19 protein-coding genes, 1 tRNA gene and 1 pseudogene are annotated in these 19,686 nt (G+C 69.2%); 8 read left to right on the forward strand and 13 right to left on the reverse strand.

Translation table 11 applies throughout. The annotated features are described in order from the left end of the window. Window positions 1-2 precede the first annotated feature (2 nt). Both LPA41_RS40135 and LPA41_RS40140 read left to right on the forward strand, forming a co-directional pair. Window positions 3-278, forward strand: coding sequence for a hypothetical protein (locus LPA41_RS40135; RefSeq protein WP_229076738.1), 276 nt, complete (start codon window positions 3-5; stop codon window positions 276-278). Window positions 279-282: 4 nt separating this feature from the next. Continuing rightward, complete coding sequence (locus LPA41_RS40140) at window positions 283-933, forward strand: aminodeoxychorismate/anthranilate synthase component II (protein WP_229076739.1); 651 nt, start codon at window positions 283-285, stop codon at window positions 931-933. A gap of 87 nt (window positions 934-1,020) precedes the next feature. On the opposite strand, the gene pknB is transcribed toward LPA41_RS40140, so the two are convergent. The 7 genes from pknB to LPA41_RS40175 form a co-directional block, all read right to left on the reverse strand. Then, the gene (gene pknB, locus LPA41_RS40145) at window positions 1,021-2,820 is read right to left on the reverse strand and encodes a Stk1 family PASTA domain-containing Ser/Thr kinase (protein ID WP_229076740.1); all 1,800 of its coding nucleotides are present in this window, start codon (window positions 2,818-2,820) and stop codon (window positions 1,021-1,023) included. After that, window positions 2,817-4,193, reverse strand: coding sequence for a serine/threonine-protein kinase (locus LPA41_RS40150; protein WP_229076741.1), 1,377 nt, complete (start codon window positions 4,191-4,193; stop codon window positions 2,817-2,819). Before LPA41_RS40150 ends, pknB begins: the two co-directional genes overlap by 4 nt. Window position 4,194: 1 nt before the next feature. Then, window positions 4,195-5,694: a penicillin-binding protein 2 gene (locus tag LPA41_RS40155; protein ID WP_229076742.1), complete on the reverse strand. Its 1,500-nt coding sequence runs from the start codon at window positions 5,692-5,694 to the stop codon at window positions 4,195-4,197. Continuing rightward, entirely contained in the window at window positions 5,691-7,145 is a 1,455-nt protein-coding gene (locus LPA41_RS40160) for an FtsW/RodA/SpoVE family cell cycle protein (RefSeq protein ID WP_229076743.1), read from the reverse strand. Before LPA41_RS40160 ends, LPA41_RS40155 begins: the two co-directional genes overlap by 4 nt. A gap of 77 nt (window positions 7,146-7,222) precedes the next feature. Continuing rightward, on the reverse strand, window positions 7,223-8,629 hold the full coding sequence (locus LPA41_RS40165; protein WP_229076744.1) for a PP2C family serine/threonine-protein phosphatase: 1,407 nt from the start codon (window positions 8,627-8,629) through the stop codon (window positions 7,223-7,225). Beyond that, window positions 8,626-9,108: an FHA domain-containing protein gene (locus LPA41_RS40170; protein ID WP_229076745.1), complete on the reverse strand. Its 483-nt coding sequence runs from the start codon at window positions 9,106-9,108 to the stop codon at window positions 8,626-8,628. Before LPA41_RS40170 ends, LPA41_RS40165 begins: the two co-directional genes overlap by 4 nt. Window positions 9,109-9,113: 5 nt before the next feature. After that, entirely contained in the window at window positions 9,114-9,899 is a 786-nt protein-coding gene (locus LPA41_RS40175; protein WP_014440161.1) for a DUF3662 and FHA domain-containing protein, read from the reverse strand. A gap of 263 nt (window positions 9,900-10,162) precedes the next feature. Here LPA41_RS40175 and LPA41_RS40180 point away from each other — a divergent pair. The 3 genes from LPA41_RS40180 to LPA41_RS40190 all read left to right on the forward strand — a co-directional run bounded on the left by LPA41_RS40180 (window position 10,163) and on the right by LPA41_RS40190 (window position 12,224). Further along, window positions 10,163-10,245 (forward strand) — tRNA-Leu (locus LPA41_RS40180). Between the two features lie 341 nt (window positions 10,246-10,586). Beyond that, complete coding sequence (locus LPA41_RS40185; protein ID WP_229076746.1) at window positions 10,587-11,405, forward strand: WecB/TagA/CpsF family glycosyltransferase; 819 nt, start codon at window positions 10,587-10,589, stop codon at window positions 11,403-11,405. A gap of 213 nt (window positions 11,406-11,618) precedes the next feature. After that, a complete protein-coding gene (locus tag LPA41_RS40190; RefSeq protein ID WP_229076747.1) occupies window positions 11,619-12,224 on the forward strand; it encodes a hypothetical protein in 606 nt (201 codons plus the stop codon). 4 nt (window positions 12,225-12,228) lie between these two features. Here the strand turns inward: LPA41_RS40190 and LPA41_RS40195 are convergent, their stop codons facing one another. Together LPA41_RS40195 and LPA41_RS40200 are read right to left on the reverse strand one after the other, a co-directional pair. Continuing rightward, window positions 12,229-12,690, reverse strand: coding sequence for a hypothetical protein (locus LPA41_RS40195; RefSeq protein WP_229076748.1), 462 nt, complete (start codon window positions 12,688-12,690; stop codon window positions 12,229-12,231). 136 nt (window positions 12,691-12,826) lie between these two features. Next, the gene (locus LPA41_RS40200) at window positions 12,827-13,042 is read right to left on the reverse strand and encodes a DUF397 domain-containing protein (RefSeq protein WP_229076749.1); all 216 of its coding nucleotides are present in this window, start codon (window positions 13,040-13,042) and stop codon (window positions 12,827-12,829) included. An 814-nt stretch (window positions 13,043-13,856) separates the two neighbouring features. Here LPA41_RS40200 and LPA41_RS40205 point away from each other — a divergent pair. After that, window positions 13,857-14,159: a hypothetical protein gene (locus tag LPA41_RS40205; RefSeq protein WP_229076750.1), complete on the forward strand. Its 303-nt coding sequence runs from the start codon at window positions 13,857-13,859 to the stop codon at window positions 14,157-14,159. A gap of 61 nt (window positions 14,160-14,220) precedes the next feature. Here LPA41_RS40205 and LPA41_RS40210 read toward each other — a convergent pair whose 3' ends face one another. Next, window positions 14,221-15,051, reverse strand: coding sequence for a PASTA domain-containing protein (locus tag LPA41_RS40210; RefSeq protein WP_229076751.1), 831 nt, complete (start codon window positions 15,049-15,051; stop codon window positions 14,221-14,223). A 141-nt stretch (window positions 15,052-15,192) separates the two neighbouring features. On the opposite strand from LPA41_RS40210, the gene LPA41_RS40215 reads away from it, so the two are divergent. Then, the gene (locus LPA41_RS40215) at window positions 15,193-16,617 is read left to right on the forward strand and encodes a Hansenula MRAKII killer toxin-resistant protein 1 (protein WP_229076752.1); all 1,425 of its coding nucleotides are present in this window, start codon (window positions 15,193-15,195) and stop codon (window positions 16,615-16,617) included. Window positions 16,618-16,672: 55 nt separating this feature from the next. Here the strand turns inward: LPA41_RS40215 and LPA41_RS40220 are convergent, their stop codons facing one another. Together LPA41_RS40220 and LPA41_RS40225 are read right to left on the reverse strand one after the other, a co-directional pair. Continuing rightward, complete coding sequence (locus tag LPA41_RS40220) at window positions 16,673-18,136, reverse strand: glutamate-cysteine ligase family protein (RefSeq protein ID WP_229076753.1); 1,464 nt, start codon at window positions 18,134-18,136, stop codon at window positions 16,673-16,675. Between the two features lie 206 nt (window positions 18,137-18,342). Then, window positions 18,343-18,921 (reverse strand): YceI family protein, encoded by a 579-nt coding sequence (locus LPA41_RS40225; protein WP_229076754.1) that lies wholly within the window; start codon window positions 18,919-18,921, stop codon window positions 18,343-18,345. Window positions 18,922-19,028: 107 nt separating this feature from the next. Here LPA41_RS40225 and LPA41_RS40230 point away from each other — a divergent pair, with 107 nt between their 5' ends. Next, window positions 19,029-19,520, forward strand: coding sequence for a MarR family winged helix-turn-helix transcriptional regulator (locus tag LPA41_RS40230; RefSeq protein ID WP_229076755.1), 492 nt, complete (start codon window positions 19,029-19,031; stop codon window positions 19,518-19,520). On the opposite strand, the pseudogene LPA41_RS43475 reads toward LPA41_RS40230, so the two are convergent. Next, window positions 19,440-19,686: pseudogene (locus tag LPA41_RS43475) on the reverse strand (acyl-CoA dehydrogenase); the annotation flags it as partial. The gene LPA41_RS40230 and the pseudogene LPA41_RS43475 sit on opposite strands and share 81 nt — an antisense overlap.

The following is a 19,686-nucleotide window of genomic DNA, read 5'->3' on the forward strand; positions in this document are numbered from 1 at the left end:
GGATGTACGCGTGGATCTGGCGCAGGCTGCCGGGTGCCGTCTGGAGCAAGGTGACCACGTCGCTGGTGCTGGTCGCCGCGATCGGCGCCCTGCTCTGGTACGTGGTGTTCCCCTGGGCGACGCCGCTGCTCCCGTTCGACGACGTGCAGGTGGAGTCCGGCACCGGGCAGGACGCCGACGCACCCATCCCCGGCGATGACGGCGCGGGCGTGGAAGACTCCGAGGAATTGCCCTACAGCACCGAGTCCAACGAACCGCACCCCGACTCCAGCAGGTGAGAAGTTGCGCGTCCTGGTCATCGACAACTACGACTCGTTCGTCTTCAACCTGGTCCAGTATTTGGGTCAGCTCGGCGCCGAGTGCGAAGTCCGGCGCAACGACGAGATCTCGGTCGCCGAGGTGGGCGAGTCAGGTGCGGCCGGCCTGCTGCTGAGCCCCGGCCCCGGCACACCGGAACGCGCCGGGATCATGATGGACGTCATCAAGGCGTACGCCGGAAAGATCCCGATGTTCGGCGTCTGTCTCGGTCACCAGGCGATCGGCGCGGCGTTCGGCGCGACCGTGACCCGGGCACCGGAGCTGTTGCACGGCAAGACTTCAGAGGTCCACCACGGCGGCGACGGTGTCCTCGCGGGGCTGCCCGACCCGTTCACCGCGACCCGCTACCACTCCCTCGCCGTCCTGCCGGAGACCTTGCCGGCGGAGATCGAGGTGACCGGGCGTACCGAATCGGGTGTGGTGATGGCGATGCGGCACCGCGAGTTGCCGATCGAGGGCGTGCAGTTCCACCCCGAGTCGGTGCTCACCGAGGGCGGTCACACCATGCTGGCGAACTGGCTGGCCTCGTGCGGCCTGGAATCGGCCCGCGAGAAGGCCCCGGCCCTGGCCGCCGAGGTGGAGACCCGCCGCCGCTCGGCCTTCGCCACCGCGTGATCCCGGTGACCGGCCCGCGCGTCAGCTGAGCCGGTGGCCGGGTGGACCGAACGGGGTGGCCGGGTTGTTCCCGACCACCCCGGCAAACTATTCCGGCTGCTCGCCGCCGCCGTTGCCGTTACCGTCGCCCTCGCCGTCACCCGGCGGCACGGATGCCGACTCGCTCGGCTCGGGACTGGGCGGCAGCTCCTGCTCGGCGACCACGCTGAGGGTGATGGTGGCGCCCTTGTCGACCTTCTTGTTGGGGCCCGGGCTCTGCTTGACGACGTCGCCGACGGTTCCTTCGGCCGCAACCGTCTCGATGTTGAAGTTCAGGCCGGCCTGTTCCAGGCGGTCCTTCGCGACCTCCTGGGAGAGGCCGACCACTTCGGGGACGATGACCTGGCTGTTGTTGGAGACCCGCACGGTGATCTCGGTGCCCGGGTCGACCTTCTTGCCGGCGCTCTCCACGGAGAGGACCTGGCCCTTCGGCTCGGCGCTGTCCGTGTTGCGGATCACCGGCTGCAGGCCCTTGGCGACCAGGGCGGCCTCGGCCGCGCTGGTCGTGCCGCCGACGAGCCCGGTCGGCACCTCGACCTCGTCGGGCGCGTTGCAGAGCTGGTAGGAGACCTGCGTCGTGGGCTCGATCTGCGTGTTGCCCTGCGGGTTCTGCTTCGCCACCTTGCCGTCGCAGTCCTTGTCCACGGTGGGGGTCTGCGCGAGCCGGTTGTTCAGGCCCTGCTGATCGAGTTCCTGCCGGGCCTGCGCCTCGGAGAGGCCCACCAGGTTCGGCATGGTCACCTTGGCGACCGTCTCCTGGCCCGCGTTGTCCTTGTCGCGGCTCATCGCGAGCGCGACACCGAGGACGATGACGACCAGGACGCTGAGCCCGGCCAGCACGGCCATCACCCAGGACGACTTGTTCTCCGGTTTGCCCTGCGGGCCGCCCGCGGCGGGGATCGGCCGCTGCATCGTGGTGGCGGCCTGCGGCTGCCACTGGTGCGGGCCACCGGTCATCGCGACGGTCTCGGCCTCGCTCATCACCGGGGTGGCCATGACCGGCCGGCCGGAGACGGCACGCAGCGCGTCGGCACGCATCTCCTGCGCGCTCTGGTAACGGTTGAGGGGGTTCTTGGCGAGCGCCTTCAGGACGATGGCGTCGATGTCCGGCGGGAGGTCGCGCACGATGGTGCTCGGCGGCTTCGGGTCCTCACGGACGTGCTGGTACGCCACGCTGACCGGGCTGTCACCGACGAACGGCGGGTGCCCGACGACGAGTTCGAAGAGAACACAGCCGGCCGCGTACACATCGGAGCGCGCGTCGACGGACTCGCCCCGCGCCTGCTCGGGCGAGAGGTACTGAGCCGTACCGATCACCGCACTGGTCTGTGTCATGGTCGTGGCACCGCTGGCCAGGGCCCGGGCGATACCGAAGTCCATCACCTTGACCTGGCCGTTCTGCGTGATCATCACGTTGCCGGGCTTGATGTCCCGGTGGATGATCCCGTGCCGGTGGCTGAACTCCAGCGCGGCACAGATGTCCGCGATGATCTCGAGTGCCCGGCGTGGTTGAAGGCGCTGCTCCTGGGCGAGCACCTCCTTGAGGGTCCGGCCGTTGACGAACTCCATCACGATGAACGGGAGCCGCTCGCCGGTGGCGGACGTCTCCTCGCCCGTGTCGTAGACGGCAACGATCGCTGGGTGGTTCAGGGCGGCCGAGTTCTGGGCTTCTCGCCGGAACCGCTCCTGGAACGTGGCGTCCCGAGCCAGGTCGGTGCGCAGCATCTTGATGGCCACATCGCGCCCGAGGCGCAGATCGCGACCGCGATGCACCTCTGCCATGCCGCCGTAGCCGAGCAGCTCGCCGACCTGGTACCTGCCACCGAGCAGGCGGGCCTGCGCCGTCATAACGTCTGTCGTCCTTCGGTCAGTCGGATCCGGCCGAGCTGGGCATCGGCCTTCATAAGACGGTACGACGCCGCCGACACAGGGTCAGCAACCACGCCCGAGCGGAGGATAGCCGCAGAGCTGCTGTGATAGCCCAGCGTGCTGCCTACGGCGCTGGTGCCGTTGCCATCTCGTAACAGGAAAGAGATGACCCCGGCGCAGAGGAGGACGAGAAGGGCGAGCACCACGGCCAGCACGACCAGAACTTGGCGCCCGAAGGTGTTCTCCGGCTTGGCTGCCGGAGAAACATGAGGTGAATAGGCGTTGACAGGTGCGCCGGACTGCGGCCGGTACGGCGGCGGCATCGGCTGCTGCATCTGCGGCGGCGGGGACGTCGGCACCGAGGCCGCGCCCCGGGCGCCGGAGACCGGGCGCGGGACCGAGGCACGGGCGGCCGCGCCCGACTGCGGGCGGTTCGCCGGCCCGTTGTTCCGCGGCGGCTGCGGGTGATGCGACGGACCCTGGTGCGGCGGGGTGGAGATCGGCGGCGACGAGACCGGCGGATGCACCGAGGTGGTCAGCGAGGCCGCGGCCTGCCGGGCCACCGAGGCCATCGCGGCGGCGCTCGGCCAGCGGCTCTTCGGGTCCTTGTCCATGGCGCGCTCCACAATGGCGCGCACCGCGGGCGGGATGTCACCGGGCAACGGCCGCGGCGACTCCCGGACGTGCTTCATGGCGATCTCGATCGGTGTGGCGCCGTCGAACGGCCGATGACCGGAGAGGCATTGGTACGCCACGACGCCCAGCGCGTACACGTCGGAGGCGGGCGTGGCGACGTCGCCGGCGGCCTGCTCCGGCGAGATGTAGGAGGCCGTGCCCAGCACCGCGCCGGCCACGGTCAGCTGGCCGACGAGCGCGGACCGGGCGATGCCGAAGTCCGTCAGGACCAGGGTGCCGTTCGGCCGTACCAGCAGGTTGCCGGGTTTGACGTCGCGGTGCACGATCCCGTTGCCGTGGGCGGCCTGGAGGGCGTCGGCAGCCTGCGCCACCAGCGCCATCGTCCGGGCCGGGGTCAACCGGCCCACCCGGCTCAGCGTCCGGGAGAGGGCGTCGCCCTCGACGTACTCCATGACGAGGAAGGCGAGCTGCTGGTCGCTGCCGTAGTCGTAGACGTCGACGACGCCCGGGTGATTGATCGTCGCCATGGTCCGCGCCTCACCGCGGAACCGCTCGGCGAAGCCCGGTTCGTCCAGCAGGGCGGGCAGCAGAATCTTGACGGCAACGGTCCGGCCCAGCACCTCGTCGATGCCGCGCCAGACATCGCCCATACCGCCGCCGGCGATCCGCTCCTCCAAGCGGTACCGCCCACCCAGCGTGACCCCCGGGCGGATCATCTCAGTCCCCTCCCCGGCCCGCCGCGGCCTTCATGATGAGCCCGGCGATCCGGGCAGCCTCGGCGCTGGCGTGTCCACCGGGCACGTTCTCCAGCATGACGCAGATCGCCGAGACCGCCTTACCGCTGTCGTCGAAGGCGAAGCCGATGAACCACCCGTGCGGGTTGGCCCCTTCCGCGTTCTGCGCGGTACCGGTCTTGCCGCCGACCGTGAAGCCGTCTATCTTGGCGCGCTTGCCGGTGCCGTTCTCGACGACGCTGACCATCATGTCGCGCAGGTCGTCGGCGACTCCCGAGGAGATCGGCTCGCGCAGTTCGTCCGGCTCGGCGGTGTAGATCGTCCGCCGGTCCGGGCCGAGCAGTTTCTGCACCAGGTACGGCCGCATCTGCCGGCCCCCGTTCGCCACCGTGGCCGCGATCATCGCGCCCTGCAGCGGGGTCATCCGCACGTCGCGCTGACCGAGCGAGGACTGGGCCAGGGCGGCGGTGTCGGTAGTGCCGTCCGGGTTCGCGATGGCACCGGTCCGGCTGGCCGCGACGGTGAGGCCGGTGCCGCTGTCCAGGTCGCCGACCTTGAGGGCCTCGTCCTCGAAGCCGAACGCCTTGGCGGACTCCTTGACCTTGTCCGCACCGAGGGCGACGCCGAGCCGCGAGAAGCCGGTGTTGCAGCTCTCGGTCAGCGCCTCTTTCAGGGTGACCTGCGAGCCGGGGCAGACCTCGTCCTCGGAGTTGCGGATCGTCGCGCCGCCCTCGCGGTAGACGCTGCCCGCCTCGATCTCGGTGGAGGTCTTGTAGCCGTTCTGCAGCGCGGACGCCGCGACGATCACCTTGAACACCGAGCCAGGCGGCAGGGTCGCACCCACCGCGCGGTTGATCAGCGGGTCGTCCTCGTCCGCGTCGAGCGCCTTGTACGCCTTCTGCGCCGCTTCCATGTCGTGATCGACAAGCGGGTTGGGGTCGAAGCTCGGCATCGACACCATCGCCTGGATCGCGCCGGTGCTGGGGTCGATCGCGACCGCCGCGCCCCTGCTCACGTTCCGCTGGTTGTTGTTCATCTGCTTCCAGGCGGCCTCTTGCGCCTTGGGGTTCACCGACAGCACCACGTTGCCACCACCGGCGTTGTCACCGGTGAACATGTTGCTGAGCCGGTCCGCGAAGAGCTTGTCGCTGGCACCGGAGAGGAAGTCGTTCTCGCTCGCCTCGATGCCTGTAGCGCCGAGACCGACCGGCTTGTAGCCGAGCACCGGTGCGTACATCTTCCCTTCCGGGTAGACACGCAGGTACTTCAGCTCGTCGCCGGTCTCCTTGTTCTGGGCGAGGGCCTTACCACCGGCCTCGATGACGCCGCGGGGCGTTTCGTACTCGGCGACCATGACCCGGCGGTTGAACTCGTGGGTGCGGTAGTCGTCGGCGCGGTAGACCTGCACCCAGTTGAGGTTCGCGAAGATCAGGCCGAACAGGACCAGGACGACCACGCCGGCGCGGCGGAGAGGGGCGTTCATGGCTTGATCACCTCCGTCATGGCGCCGTGCAACTGGGTGGGAGCTTTCTTGGGTCCGGCGCGTTCCGGCCCGGCTCCGGTGGCCGGTTGCCGTGCGGCGTCCGAGATCCGCAGGAGCATGGCGATCAACAACCAGTTCGCCATCAGCGAGGAACCACCGGCGGAGAGGAACGGCGTGGTCTGGCCGGTCAGCGGGATCAGGCCGGTGATGCCGCCGAGGATGACGAAGACCTGGAGGCCGAGGGTGAATGCGAGGCCGCCGGCGACCAGCTTGCCGAACGAGTCACGCACCGCGAGGCCGGCCCGCATGCCACGCTCGACGATCAGCAGGTAGAGCACCAGGATCGCCGAGAGGCCGAAGAGCCCGATCTCCTCACCGAGACCGGCGAAGATGAAGTCGGTGCGCACCTCGGGCACGAGACCCGGCGAACCGGCGCCCGGCCCGCTGCCGAAGAGGCCGCCGGTGCCGAGCCCGAGCAGGCCCTGGACCAGCTGGTAACTGCCGCCGACACGTTCGTAGTTCTCCAACTCGAACGGGTCGAGCCAGACCTCGGCACGGTCGTAGAAGTTGGCGAACGGACCGCCGACCGAGGCACCGAGCAAGTAGGCCACGTAGACGCCGCCGAAGAACAGCACCAGACCGATGATCAGCCAGCTGGCGCGCTCGGTGGCGACGTAGAGCGTCACCACGAACAGGCCGAAGTACAGCAGGGCGGTGCCGAGGTCCTTCTCGAAGACGAGCACCAGGAGGCTCAGCAGCCACACCGTGACGACCGGACCGAGGTCGCGGCCGCGCGGGAAGTCGACGCCGAGGAACCGGCGGCTGGCCAGCGACAGCACTTCCCGTTTTCGCACCAGGTAGTAGGCGAAGAACGAGACCAGGGCGATCTTGGCGAACTCACCGGGCTGGATCGAGAACGAGCCGAACCGGATCCACAGTTTCGCGCCGTTGACCTCGGAGATGCTGCTCGGCAACACCGCCGGGATCATCACCAGCACGATCCCGACCAAGCCCAGGGTGTACGCGTACCGCGAGACGATCTTGTGGTCCCGGATCACCAGGAGCAGCACCGCCGCCAGGATCAGTGACGCGAGCGTCCAGGCGAGCTGCCGGCCACCGGTGCCGGCGAAGATCCCCGGCTCCGGCTGTTTCTGGGCGATCGCCCGGGCCAGGTCGAGACGGCGCAGGAAGCCCACCCCGATGCCGTTGATCAGCGCGACCGCGGGCAGCAGCACCGGGTCGGCGAAGGGCGCGGTGTAGCGGACCACGATGTGCAGCCCGAGGAAGAGGATGCCGACCAGCGCCGCCGGGATCCAGGAGGTCATCCGGATCTCGTCGAACTGGTTCGCCTCCACCGTCGCGCCGAACACGGCGACGATCAGCATGGCGAAAATCAGCAGCCCCAACTCGGCGTTGCGGCGTGTCTTCCATCCCGTCGGGATACGCGACATCTCGCCCGTGTTGGCGGGCGTCGGAGCCGGTACGGCGGGCGCGGTCAAAGAAGGATCCCCAGACGTGTAGGCCGTGCTCAGTTGACGGTCCGGCAATCGGTCGTGTCGACCGGGGCCGGAGCGCTTGCGGGCGGTTGCGAAGGGGCGGCCGGAGTCGTCGGGCTCGCCGGGGCGGTGGCCGTGGCGGTCGCCGCAACCGTCGCGCTGGCGCCGACGGCCGGGGCCACCGAGGCAGCTGTGGACGGCGCGGTCGTGGCGACGTTGCAGACCGGCTTCAGGTTCGAGTTGGTCGGCTCGTCCGTGGTGAGCTCGGTGAGCGTGGTCCGGGCCTCGACCTGGCTGTCCGCGTGGATGCCCTGCTTGACCCGATCCTGGGCGACAGCTGTCAGGTCGTCGAGGCGGACCGCGCTGGTCTCGCTCACCGTCGACAGGTCCAGGCCGGCGATCTGACCCGGCACACCCCGGAAGATGGCGAGTTGTCCCGCCTCGGTGGAGCCCACGTAGTACTGATCCTGGGTGTACTGCCAGCCGGCCCAGAGGCCGCCGCCGAGCACACCGAGCAGGAGCAGCACCAGGAGCGTGGTCCGCACCGGGTGACCGGCCGGCTCGGGCTCGAACCCGTTGTTCACCGTCGGCTCCGGCTGGGCCGGGCGCGGCGGTTTGAGGGCCGCGGCACGGGCCGCCGAGGTCGAGCTGTCCGCGACCGTGTTGTTGCCCCGGTCGATCGAGGCGGCGCCGCCCACGATCGGGGCCTGCTCCATGATGTCGCCGTCGGTCGCGTCCGCGATCACCACGGTGATGTTGTCCGGTCCGCCGCCGCGGAGCGCCAGCTGCACGAGCCGCTCGACACAGGCCTTCGGATCCTGGATCTCCCGCATGGTCTGGCCGATGGTCTCGGCACTGACCACACCGGAGAGGCCGTCGCTGCAGATCAGGTAACGGTCGCCCTTGAGCACCTGGCGGACGGAGTACTCCGGGTCGATGTCGCGGCCGTCCAGCGCCCGGGTGAGCAGTGAGCGCTGCGGGTGGCTGCTCGCCTCCTCAGGACTGACCCGGCCCTCGTCGACGAGCATCTGGACGTACGTGTCGTCCTTGGTGATCTGCGAGAACTCGTTGTTGCGCAGCAGGTAGGCACGGGAGTCACCGATGTGCACCATGCCGAACTTGCTGCCCGTGAAGAGGACAGCGGTGAGCGTGGTGCCCATGCCCTCGAGCTGAGGGTTGGCGTCCACGGTGTCCCGCAGCTGCTGGTTGGCGGTGCCGACGGCGTGCCGCAGCGCATCGACCATGGCGTCACCGGGGACGTCGTCGTCGAGGGGCGCCATCGCGGCGATGACGATGTTGGACGCCACGTCACCGGCGGCCATGCCGCCCATGCCGTCGGCGACAGCGAGAAGTCGCGGCCCGGCGTAGACGGAGTCCTGGTTCAGGTCTCGGATCAGACCGCGGTCGCTCTGAGCGGCATAGCGCAGGGTCAGGGTCATGGCCGTAACTCGAGTGAAGTGCGCCCGATGCGAATCGGAACGCCAAGGGGGACTGGAGTGGGTCCGGAGACCTTACCGCGATCTAGGTAGGTGCCGTTGGTGGAGCCGAGGTCCTCGACGAACCACTGGCCCTCGCGGGGAACCAGCCGGGCGTGCCGCGCGGATGCGAAGTCGTCGGTGATGACGAGCGTCGAATCCTCAGCCCGTCCGATCGTGATCGGAGCTTCACCGAGTGTGATCCTCGTGCCGGCCAACTGGCCGGCGGTCACGACGAGTTGCCGCGCCGCCTTACCGCGCTTCACTTTCGCCGGCCGGCCCGGAAGCACCGCACCACCCACCCCCCGAGGGCTGGCGACGATGCTCTTGGACCGGGCCCCGGAGAAGAGGTCCCGCCGGATCACCCCGACCACGGTGAACACGAAGATCCACAGCAGGGCGAGAAAGCCGAACCGGGCAACGGTGAGGACGAATTCGGGCAAGGCCGCTAGCCGTCCACTCGGAAGGTGAGTGTGGTCGTGCCCAACTGGATCATGTCGCCCGGGTTGAGCGCGACGGCCGAGACACGCTGGCCGTTGACCATCGTGCCGTTCGTCGAGCCGAGATCGGTGAGCACGACCTGGTTGCCGTCGTAGTCGAGCCGGGCGTGCCGGCGCGAGATGCCGACGTCCGGCAGACGCAGATTGGCCTGGTCGCCCCGGCCGATCACGGTCGAGCCCATCTGGAGCGGGTAGGTCCGCCCGTCACCGGAGACCAGACCCACACTGCGCGGGCCACCGTGACCGCCGTGCGGCGGGTAGCCGCCCTGCTGGTCGTACGGCGAGTACTGCGGGCCGGCGTCGTAGGCCGGCTGCTGCACCGGGGCGACCTCGCCACCGGTGTAGACCTCCGCGGTGACACGGAACATGCCCGTGTCCAGGCCGTCGCCCCGCTCGATCTCCACGATCACGTCGCCGTAGACAGTCCAGGCCTGCTCACCGATGAACTCGGCCTGCGACTGGGCGAGCTCCTGGGCGAGCGCGGCGGCATACGGCGCCAGCCGGCTGTGGTCGTAAGGCGACAGGTCGATCACATAGCGGTTGGGCACGAGGGTGCGGCCACCGGCAAGGATGGCCTTGTGTGCCTCGGCCTCCCGCTGCATGGCATTCAGGATCTCCACAGGGTGCACGACACCCTTGAACACCTTCGCGAAGGCCCCCTCGACAAGGCCTTCCAATCGCTTCTCAAAGCGCTGCAGCACGCTCACCGGCTCCTCCTCGGGTTCCGAGGACATGATGGTATCCGGCGGCCGCTTGCGCATCCGTAGCCCAAGAGCAGCCGGCACTTCTGACCCTCGTATGACGCCCTTCGACGCCGTGCTAATGTTTCCTGCGTCGCGGGGCGATATCAACTCGCTTGGTACTGCCCTCGATTAGTGACCTGCGACAGCGTAGTCTGTCGCAGCCAGTAACAAGAAGCAGGCTCGGCCGGGCCCAGGTCCGACCGGCGAGCTTCCGCCCCAGAGGTCATGTATATGATCTTCAAGGCAAGTCACATGGGGATGTGGCGGAATGGCAGACGCGCACGGTTCAGGTCCGTGTGTCCGAAAGGACGTGGGGGTTCAACTCCCCCCATCCCCACGAAACGCAGGCGCCCTGTGTTCGCAGAAACCGCGAACCGGGGCGCTTCGTCATGCTAGCCGGGGGTCCGAGCCCCCCGAGCCCCCACGGTGCGACGGGCGCTGCGGAAGGTGCCTGGTTGCGCTCTGCGGCCGTTCGGTTCGGTCCGGCTTCGGGGCTTGGTTCCTTCTGCTGCCGGGTCTGGGCTGATCATTTTTCTTGTACGGGTGCGGGCGTGTTGTGGGACACATGTGGGGGACGGCGGCCTGGGGTGGGGCGCGGTCGTTGTTTCTTTCGGGTGAAAGGCGGCTGGGCGCTATGCTCGCCGCCACTGTCTGTTCTTCAGGGCTGGAGTGTTGGGCGTGACCGTCACTGAGACTGCTCGGGGCAAGCGCAACGTCCTCGGGGTGCTTGTCGACGCAACCGACTATGCGACCGCGACCGCGCAGATCATCGAGGCGGCCCGGGAGCAGCGGCCGTTCGCGGTGACGGCCCTGGCCGTGCACGGTGTGATGACCGGCGTCGAGGACCGGGAACACAACGCCCGGCTGAACTCCTTCGATCTGGTGACGCCGGACGGGCAGCCGGTCCGGTGGGCTTTGAACCTGCTGCACTCGGCCGGCCTGACCGACCGCGTCTACGGCCCCACGCTCACGCTGAAGGTGGTGGAGCAGGCGGCAGCCGAGGGCCTGCCCATCTACCTGTACGGGTCCACCCAGCCCACCCTGGACCGGCTCGTCCCGGCACTGCAGGGGATGTTCCCGGCACTGAAGATCGCCGGGGTGGAGGCGTCGAAGTTCCGCAAGTCGCACCCCGGTGAAGAGGTGGAGATCGCCGAGCGGATCAAGGCGTCCGGCGCCCGGATCACCCTCGTCGGCCTCGGCTGCCCGCGACAGGAAGTCTTCACGTACGTGATGCGGCCCTTGCTCGACATGCCGCTGCTCGCCGTCGGCGCCGCCTTCGACTACCACGCCGGCCTGCTGAAGAACCCGCCCGCGTGGATGCAGAAGTACGCGCTGGAGTGGCTGTGGCGCCTCGGCCTCGAACCGAAGCGGCTGTGGAAGCGCTACATCATCCTGAACCCGCAGTACCTCGCCCGGCTCGCCGCGCAGAAGCTCGGCCTCTGGAAGGCCACGCCGCCGGCGCCGACCACGAAGCCGGTGCGCGAGTTCGCGGTCTGATCGTTCCGGCCAAGAGTCGGTGATCTAGAAGGTCCGACACCTGACACTGGGGCACGGATCACTCGCTGATCGCGGCAATGGTCCACATTGCCCGTCGGGCCAAGCACGCTGCGTGTCCGATCCGGCACGAGCCGTGGCCGGACACCCCCTACGGGTACCTGTTCCGGGCATATCCCGGTTTCGCCGGGGCGCCAATCGGTGAACGCTATCGATGTGGACACCGTTGTGGACGTCATCCTGATCGGCACCCTCGCCGCTGTCTGGCTCACCGCCGGACTGCTGGTCGACGGGCTACCCACCGCCGGCACCGCCAGCGAGCTGCGCCGCCGGGCCGGCCTGCTCACCGCCCTGGTCGTCGCCGGTGCGGCGGTCTTCGTCGCGGTGCCTCTGGTCACCGTTCTGGTGCCGGGCGTCTCGTCGGCTCACACGGCGGCCCTGCTCCCGGCCGTACCCGCGCTGATCGTGCTGACCGCCACCCTGCGCCGTCTCGCCTGGGTCCGGCGCGGCGCGGGCGCGTTCGCGACAGCGCCCCTCGCCCCCGTACCCCCCTCGCTGCGGGCCGCCGCCGCACACCCCCTGGTGGCAGCGCCGCTCCAGGTGACCGGCCTGGCCGCACTGGTCGGGGTCCCGCTCGCCGCGCGGCTCGTCGAACTGCCCGGCAACGGCGCGGACGCCGTCGCCGGGGTCGCCATCACCGCCGTCGCCGTCGCCGTCATGGCGATCGGCATCCGTGCCGGACTGCGGCACAGCCGCTTCGTACCGCTGGTGATGGCGCCGCTCAGCCGGGGCCGGAACCGGACCCCGGCCGGCGCCCGCTGACGTCCTACTGCTTCTTGTTCCTGGCCTCCTGCACGTAGAGAAGTTCCAAGATGGAGCGCGCCGCCTCGAACCAGCGATCCAGCCAGTCCGACGGCGGGAGCGTGCCGCGAGCCGGGAGCTCCAGGAGCAGACCGCGCAGCAACGGGTGGTCCGCCATCGACTCGCTCGTCGAGTCCGCCCAGCCGCTCGTGGAGAAGACGGGCTCGGTCAGGCCCTGAAGATCGAGCGACGGGAGCTTGGCCGCGCGGTCGAGTGCGCTTGTCGGCTCGAGGCTGTGCGAGGGCGTGTGTGATCGGCCGGGCATGCGGGTCGGCAGCCCTGAGCTGCTACGGGACAGCAGTTCGCCGTCACCGTCCCCGCCCAGCGACGCATCCCGCCGGTTCTGCCGGTACGCGCTCACACCACCACTGAAGCGGTCCTGCGCTGTCGACGAACCGTTGGTGAGGTTCTCGGAGCCAATAGTCATCTCTCTGCCTTGCCTCGTTCGATATGCCGCCCGTGAGCGCGGTCCGGTCCGCACTTAGAGCAATCAACGAGGCGAGTGCCGCCCAGCGACGGGAAAATCGGGCAAATGACTCCGGTCGGCTCGCGCCACGAGAAGGTCAGAGGTCGAACTCGCCATCCTTGGCACCACCCACGAAGGCGTCCCACTCAGCGGTCGTGAAGATCAATGCGGGACCGGCCGGGTTCTTGGAGTCGCGGACCGCGATCGCGTCGCCGACGAAAGCCACTTCGACGCAGTTGTCGCTGTCCGATCCGTTCCGGGTGCTCTTGGACCACTCCGCGCGGGTCAGGTCGACACGGAGGCCCTTCGTCATGAATTCCACAATGGCTCCTTCGCCAGCATCTCGATCATCGGCGGTGGGGGACGGCGGGCTCTCGGGCGACTCGGGCCGGCGGACCGCCGGCCCCGGGCATCCCTGGCTGACGAACTGCGCGCCCGGGACATCTCGCCCGCGCCCCGTCGCGCACGGCCCGGAGATCGATTGGATCGTCCTGAATCAGTAACGACCACCGACTCACGTGGACGTGGACCGATCAGGCGATTACAGATCTCCGTCATCCCATCGGACGTACCGAATGGGACCAATGACACCTCTCACCTTTTCGAATCGATCTTCCGAAGCATCAGTTGGCTGTTCACCGCCGGTTGTCAGTGATTTTCGCGGGGTCCGCACGATCTCGTCCGCATGCACGGAGAATGTCCGAAATAGGCCTTATTGCAGAATGGCGATCACGCCGAGTCGACCGCATTGTCGTGCGTCGGAGATCATCGGTCCGCGGGCGACAACCAATGATCACGGAGGATCACGGAAGGCGTACATGCAACTTGCATCGACGGAACCGGTGGTGCAATCTTTCCGTATGGCTGGCATCACTTAACGTTCTTGGTGGCGCGGCCAAGTGCGACGTAAAACCATCAAAACCGACGTCCGATACGGGGCGCCGAGCCACCGGTGATCCACCATGGATACCGGCCCTGAAGCGGGTGGCGAGTTCGGCGATAGTGACGTTCCGCAACAATGCTCGATGATTGGCACCATCGAAGGGTTGCAAAGGTGCATCAGACGGGCACACTGGTGCATCTGTCACAAGAGTCCACCCCACACGAGTCTCAGGGCAGGAGATGACGTGGTTCTTCCTCGGTCCGGTGATGTCATCCACGTGACAAAAGCGGCGAGCGTCCAATTCGCATCACCGATGCTGTTCCGGGTCATCCGGGTGCACGACTGGCCGACGTACGAGGGCTGGGTCTGGCTCGATGGCTACGAGCTCAACTCAGCCGGCGACGCGGTCGAACGTCGCTCGATATTCGTGCAGGTCAACGGCTTGCGCCCGGTCGGCAAGGCGCCGGATCCGCGCGCACGCAACGCCCGGCAGCCAGCCGCCCGTCCCGCCGCGATGCCGACGCGGACGGCGCGCACCCACCGCTGAGCTTCGCCCGGTTCGCCACGGACCACGGCTCAGTCCTGGTCCAGCTCAGTCCTCGTCGGCCTCAGTCCTCGCCGGGCTCGCCGGCCGGTGGCGTCGTCGTGGTCGTCGGGACCGGGTCGGGTGACGGTTCGGTGGCGACAACGAGGGTGATCCGCGCGTCCGACGGCACGAGCGAGCCCTCCGGCGGGTCGCTGTCGATCACCGTGCCGGGCTCCGCCTCACTCTCTCGCTGGATGACCCGGTAACTCAGGCCGGTCCGCTCCAGCGCCGCCTTCGCGTCGTCAACCGGCATGCCGCGCAACGCCGGCACGTTCACCTCGGTGTCCACCGGATCGGTTGTCGGCGGCGTCGTCTCCACGGTCGGTGGGGTGGTCGCGTCCGTGGTGGCCGCCGCGCTCGTCGTACCAGTGGTCGCCGCGGTGGTGGTTGCCGTCGTCGTGGTCGCCACCGGCGCCGGCGGGGTGGCGGGTTCCTCGCCGGTGTTCTGCACGATCACCGCGATGCCGAACCCGAGCAGGCCCAGCAAGACCAGGGCGGCACTGCCGACCGCGATCGGCGCCCACCAGCGGCTCTGCGTCTCGTCCCGGACGGGTTCCGCCCAGTCGCCGGGCGTCTCGTAGAACTCGGTTCCCGGCCGCGGCGGCCGCACCTCGGCGCGCCCGGTCCAGATCGCGTTGTCCCGGTCATCCGATCGGGGACCACCGGACGGTTGAATCCGGGTGGCGTCGGCGGCCGGTGCGGGACGGGTCCCCGTTACCGGATCCATCGGAGCCACCGGATCCATCGGATGCGTCTCGTCCGCGCCCGGCTCTCCGCCCGGCGCCGGCGGGATCGGGTCGACGGACTCCATCGGGCGGGTCTCGTCCCGCTCCGGGGGGCGCTCGTCGGACATCGCCGGTTCCCTTCGCTTCGCACATCCGTGCTCGTCGCAGCGTCAAGGTATCGAATCTTGAGGCTACTTGGGGTTTTCCGGCCAATCACCACCTTCCCAGGCGTTTCCCAGACATCGGCGAGTGCCAGTACAGTGCGCGGCATGGCCGAGAAGGGCTGGACATCACAGGCCGCCACGGCGGCCGGAATCGCGGCCGGAACCGGCGCCGCACAACTGGGCCTCGGGTACGGCCTGGGCGTCATCGCCTGGCCGGTGACGCCCGCGGAGGCGGAAAGTATCTGGCTGGGCAGCCTCGGCTGGGCCACCTGGATCACCGCGAGCGCCACGGTCCTCGGCGCCGTGATCGCCGGCCGGCTGCGCCCGGACCGACCCGGCCGGTGGCGGGTGCTCTGGCGGTTCGCGCTGGCCATGGCAGCCGCCCTGGGCGCCCTGGTGTCGGTCGCGCTCGTCGCTCTACCGGCCCGGGCGGCGGTCCGGGTCGACACCCTGTCACCGCAGGTGGTGGCGGGTGGGTACGCGCTGGCCGGGCTGCTGGCCGGCCTGGTCGTCGCGTTCTGGGCCGTCTCCTCCGGCCCGGTGGCGGCGAACCTCATCGGCACCGCCGCCTGGTTGTGGGCGCTGGCCATCGCCGGCGTGGCCGCCGAACTGTTGAGCGGCCGCGACTTCGCGACGTACCTGACCAGCTGGCAGTTCGCCGAGTCGGTGAGCCCGCTGCGGTACGGGGGCATCTACTGGCCGAGCGCACTGCTCACCCTCGTAGCCGCCTTCGTGATCGGCCTGTGCGCCTCCTGGGCCGCTGCCCGCCGCGGTGAGACAGGTCTGGGCACCGCCGTCTCCGGCGCGGTCGGTCCGCTGCTCGTCGCGTTCTCCTTCCTGATCCTGGCACCCCGGCTGACCGGGGCGACGGGTCCGCTGCAGTCGGCGTACCTGATCGCGCCGTACGCCGTCCTCGCCGGCCTGGCCGGTTCCGCCGTGACCGTGGCGATCACCCGATCGCGGCACGCCCGCGGCCGCTCGGCAGTCGGACCGGCGGAAGAGGCAAACTCGGCGGAAGAGGCAGGCTCGACAGGGCACGCCGGTGCGCCGCTGCCGAATCCGGCACCCACCGGCCCACCGCCGTCGGTGCCCACAGGTTCGGCCGCCAACCCGCCGGCTGCAGCCAGACCGGCTCCCGCCCCGACCGCCGGGCAGGCGACGTCCGCGTCGACGAAGGTCACGCCGCCCGCGGCAGCCGGACCCGCGGCAGCCGGACCCGGGGCAGCCGGACCCGGGGCAGCGGGCCGACCAGCCAGGGCGACCGGGCGGGTCGCGCCTGCACCGGCTCCCACTGACGAAGACACCACAGAGGACAAACCGCCCCTCTACCTCGACCCGGAGATCGCGGCGGCCGCACGACCGAGCCGCAATCCGGCGAAACGGACCACCGGCCGCAAGGGTGACAACGGCAAGCCCGAGAGCAGTGCCCCGCGCTCGACAATCACCCCGCCGCCGGCAAATCCGACAGTAGCGAAGATCAATCCCGCCATCTCGGACAAACCGTCCGCGAAAGAGCGTCCGCAGAAGTGACCACAGCCACCCTGCCCCGGCGACCCCGGCGGCCGGGGCGGAGCTGCCGCGGATGTCAGTCGGTGGGCCAGGTGTGCACGGGCTCGTTCAGGCGTTGCAGCTCGACGTACCGCTGCGTCATCTCGCGGATCGCCGCCGGGCGGCTCAGCCCGCGCCGCTCGGCAGCGCAGACCGCGGCCGTCTGCCACGTGGCGCCGTTGCGGCCGGTACGGCACCGGTCCTCGATCACGCCGAGCAGCCGGTCGCGCTGAGCCGGGGAGACGCCGAGACGGTTGAGCCCCGCGTGTGCCTGTGCCAGCAGTTCGGTGCGGACGAGATCGACGACGGGGGTACGGTCCCGGCCCGGCCACCGCAGCACGGCCGAGATGCCGTCCCGGGCGCCGATCCGGAAGTTCTCGGCGGCGTCGGCGAACGAAAGCCGTTCCCAGATCGGGTCTTCCGCCACGGAGAGTTCGCTGACCAGGCCGAAGTAGAGGGCCGCGTTGGCGAGAAGGTCGACGACGGTCGGACCGGACGGCAGGACCCGGTTCTCGACGCGCAGGTGGGGACGGCCGCCGGCCACGTCGTAGACCGGGCGGTTCCAGCGGTAGACGGTGCCGTTGTGCAGGCGCAGTTCGTACAGGCCGGGTATGTCGGCGGCGACCGGGTCCTCGGCGTGGATCTCGGGGAGCAGCGGCGGGAAGAACCGGACGTTTTCCTCGTAGAGGTCGAGCACCGAGTCGATCCAGCGTTCCCCGAACCACACCCGAGGGCGTACTCCCTGGGCTTTGAACTCGTCCGGCCTGGCGTCGGTGGCCTGCTCGAAGAAGGCGATGCGGGTCTCGGCCCAGAGGCGCCGACCGTACAGATAGGGGGAATTCGCCCCCAATGCCACCTGGACCGCGGCGATCGCCTGGGAAGCGTTCCAGATCGGCGCGAAACTCGCCGGCGCGACCTGGAGATGGAACTGGACACTTGTGCACGCGGCTTCCGGCGCGATCGAGTCGCTGCTGGTACGCAGCCGTTCGGCACCCTCGATGTCGATCCGGAAGTGGTCGCCGCGGGAGTTGACGATCTCGCTGTTCAGCGCGGTGAACCGATCACCGGAGGAGAGATTCCCCAGCACGAGATGCTCGGGTACGAGGGTCGGCAGCATCCCGATAAGCGCAAGGCGGCTCTCGCACTTGCGGGCACATTCGGCGGCGTCACGCAGCCCGTCCAGAATGTCCCGCTCGTAGTCGCCGAGCCCGTCACCAGCGAGAAGCCGGGGCGGCACGTTGAATTCGAGGTTGAACTTGCCGAGCTCCGGCTGGAACCGAGGGTCGCCCAGGTCAGCGAGGATCTCAAGGTTCCGCATGGTCGGCGCGGCGTCCGCGTCGACCAGGTTGATCTCGATTTCCAGGCCGGTCATCGGTGAGCCGGCGTCGAAGACTTCCGTCGTCAGCATCCCGCCGAGCACGTCGACGCAGCTGCGCACCCGTTGCCGGAACGCGACACGGTCTTGCGGCGAGAAGACGGCGTTCACCAGATCCTTGCCCATGTGCCCTCCCGGATGGCCGGCGGACTGAACGGACGTCGATCACCACTCTGTGAACGAACGCTTGCGCTCGGTACACATTGCCATCCCGTGCGGAGGTTCGCCAGACGAGGCGGACGGGCGCCGGAACGAAGCGACGCGCCACCCGGAGGCCGGGGGCGCGTCGCTTCGCGAAGCCGATGGAGCCGGAAGATCCGACGAGTGCGGGATCAGGCAGCGGGCTGCTGCAGGATGGCCTCGCCCTCGATCTCGATCTTCACCTTCTTGCCGATCATCACGCCGCCGGTCTCGAGCGCCATGTTGTAGGTCAGGCCCCAGTCCTCCCGGTCGATCTCGGTGTGCGCCGAGAAGCCGAAGAGGTGCTGACCGTAGGGGCTGGTGGTGGCGCCCTCGAACTCGACGACCAGCTCGACCGGACGGGTCACGTCCTTGATCGTGAGCTCGCCCTCGAGGACGAACTCCGCGCCGGCGTGCGACTTCACGCGGGTGCTGCGGAACTCCATCGTCGGGTACTTCTCGGCCTCGAAGAAGTCGCCGGTGCGCAGGTGGTTGTCCCGGTCGACCTGGCCGGTCTCGACGCTGGCGGTCACGATCGACGCGGTGACGGCGGAGTCGAGCGGGTTCTCCGCGACCGTGATGGTGGCGCTGGCCTGGGCGAACTGGCCGCGGACCTTGCTCACCATCAGATGCTTGACCACGAAACCGACCCGCTTGTGCGCGGCATCCAGCTCGTAGGTGCCGGCGGCCGGGATCTGCAGGCCCTCGAACGGACGAGTGCTGACGGTCATGGCTTGTTCCTTCTCTCGAAGCAGAGGCGGGATGTTTCCTTGTCTGACGGAGCAACTATATCCTCCGCAATATTCCCCCTGTCAAGTTGCCTGCTAAAGTCGATCGTGTGAACACGAACCTGGACGACCCCCGCCTCACCGCGATCGGCCTGCTCGCCGAGACGTACACGGGTTTGATGAACCGCCTGGCCGCACAGTTCGACGAGCACCGGCTCTCCGCAGTTGAGTTCGAGGTGCTGACGCGCCTCGCCCGCTCACCCGGCAACCGGCTGCGGATGACCGATCTCGCCGGTCAGACGACCCTCTCCACCAGCGGCGTCACGCGCGTCGTGGACCGCATGGAACGCGGCGGCCTGGTCGGCCGCGAGGCCTGTCCCAGCGACCGGCGCAGCTCCTACGCCGTGATCACCGAGGCCGGCATGAAACGCCTCGACGAGGTCCTGCCGGGGCACCTCGAACTGGTCCAGCAGTGGTATGTCGGCCTGCTCGCGCCGGATCAACTCGACCAGCTGCTGGGCTCCCTGCGCACCATCCGCGACGCGGTCAACCCGTGCGCGGTGGCCGGCAGCGAGGACCCGGCGGCCCGACCGGCGGCATGACGAACCAGCGCGACACAAGGACGGCAAACAGTGGTGGCCGGCGCACCAGCCGACCTTCGAGTACTGCGGCGCCACGGTGAACCCCGGCGTGCCCGACGGCACGATGATGGTGGACAACTCCTTGCTGCCGTCGGGGTTGCGCCCGGTCACCGCCATCACCGTGACC

It is taken from the genome of Actinoplanes sp. DH11, from assembly GCF_020873875.1.
GTDB lineage: Bacteria > Actinomycetota > Actinomycetes > Mycobacteriales > Micromonosporaceae > Actinoplanes.

Bases quoted from the DNA above. Each gene is read 5' to 3' on its own strand.
- LPA41_RS40135 (WP_229076738.1), top strand. From the start codon at position 3: ATGTACGCGTGGATCTGGCGCAGGCTGCCGGGTGCCGTCTGGAGCAAG.
- pknB (WP_229076740.1), bottom strand. From the start codon at position 2,820: ATGACGGCGCAGGCCCGCCTGCTCGGTGGCAGGTACCAGGTCGGCGAG.
- LPA41_RS40150 (WP_229076741.1), bottom strand. From the start codon at position 4,193: ATGATCCGCCCGGGGGTCACGCTGGGTGGGCGGTACCGCTTGGAGGAG.
- LPA41_RS40155 (WP_229076742.1), bottom strand. From the start codon at position 5,694: ATGAACGCCCCTCTCCGCCGCGCCGGCGTGGTCGTCCTGGTCCTGTTC.
- LPA41_RS40160 (WP_229076743.1), bottom strand. From the start codon at position 7,145: ATGTCGCGTATCCCGACGGGATGGAAGACACGCCGCAACGCCGAGTTG.
- LPA41_RS40165 (WP_229076744.1), bottom strand. From the start codon at position 8,629: ATGACCCTGACCCTGCGCTATGCCGCTCAGAGCGACCGCGGTCTGATC.
- LPA41_RS40175 (WP_014440161.1), bottom strand. From the start codon at position 9,899: ATGTCCTCGGAACCCGAGGAGGAGCCGGTGAGCGTGCTGCAGCGCTTT.
- LPA41_RS40195 (WP_229076748.1), bottom strand. From the start codon at position 12,690: ATGACTATTGGCTCCGAGAACCTCACCAACGGTTCGTCGACAGCGCAG.
- LPA41_RS40200 (WP_229076749.1), bottom strand. From the start codon at position 13,042: ATGACGAAGGGCCTCCGTGTCGACCTGACCCGCGCGGAGTGGTCCAAG.
- LPA41_RS40210 (WP_229076751.1), bottom strand. From the start codon at position 15,051: ATGTCCGACGAGCGCCCCCCGGAGCGGGACGAGACCCGCCCGATGGAG.
- LPA41_RS40215 (WP_229076752.1), top strand. From the start codon at position 15,193: ATGGCCGAGAAGGGCTGGACATCACAGGCCGCCACGGCGGCCGGAATC.
- LPA41_RS40220 (WP_229076753.1), bottom strand. From the start codon at position 18,136: ATGGGCAAGGATCTGGTGAACGCCGTCTTCTCGCCGCAAGACCGTGTC.
- LPA41_RS40225 (WP_229076754.1), bottom strand. From the start codon at position 18,921: ATGACCGTCAGCACTCGTCCGTTCGAGGGCCTGCAGATCCCGGCCGCC.